The organism is Bartonella sp. AP72JLCBS (assembly GCF_042195705.1).
In the GTDB taxonomy this organism is placed as follows: Bacteria; Pseudomonadota; Alphaproteobacteria; order Rhizobiales; family Rhizobiaceae; genus Bartonella.
Genome location: NZ_JBHIOU010000115.1, coordinates 1 through 651 on the forward strand (window position 1 = coordinate 1; position 651 = coordinate 651).

2 protein-coding genes are annotated in these 651 nt (G+C 37.6%); both read left to right on the forward strand.

The window, feature by feature from the left end:
• Positions 1-107 (forward strand): DnaB-like helicase C-terminal domain-containing protein (locus ACFILO_RS09655; RefSeq protein WP_375637268.1); only part of this gene is annotated, 107 nt, incomplete at its 5' end.
• Between the two features lie 103 nt (positions 108-210).
• Positions 211-651, forward strand: a complete 441-nt coding sequence (gene ssb, locus ACFILO_RS09660; RefSeq protein ID WP_375678233.1) for a single-stranded DNA-binding protein — start codon at positions 211-213, stop codon at positions 649-651.

The window sequence follows — 651 nt, forward strand, 5'->3', positions numbered from 1 at the left end:
AAGCCAAGGGTAAAGCCGAGGTTATTATAGCAAAACAACGCCATGGTCCGACAGGAATCGTTCCCCTTGCCTTTCAATCCGATTTTACACGCTTTAGTGATTTATAACATAATGTAAAACATTAAATAATTGTTATTAGCTAACTGAAAACATTGTAAAAACACATAAAACATGTTATGATCTTTACATCATTTAATGGGACTTACAAACATGCTTAATAAAGTGATTTTAATTGGTCATTTAGGTGCCAATCCAGAAAGCAAAACAATGTCAACTGGCATCGAGGTGGTCAATTTTCGAATGGCAACGTCTGAGAGCTATACAGACAAGGCAACCAATAAGAGAATAGACAAAACCGAATGGCATTCCATTGTGGTGTTTAATCCACACTTGGCAAAAGTAGCACTCCAGTATCTGAATAAAGGCAGCAAAGTTTATATCGAGGGGCGACTACAAACCCGTAAATGGCAAGATAAAAACGGTGTTGATCGCTATGTAACAGAAGTCATATTGCCTCAGTACAAAGGCGAGTTAAAGCTTTTAGATGGCAAAAATGATGATAATCAAGAGCAGTCATCTGCTTATGACAGAAGCATTTACAGACCTCTTGATACGCCCCATACCGTTATGAATGACAGTGTTCCTTTTTAA

What these genes read in the sequence shown, in the direction of transcription:
- ssb (WP_375678233.1), top strand. Translation starts at nt 211, where the DNA reads ATGCTTAATAAAGTGATTTTAATTGGTCATTTAGGTGCCAATCCAGAA.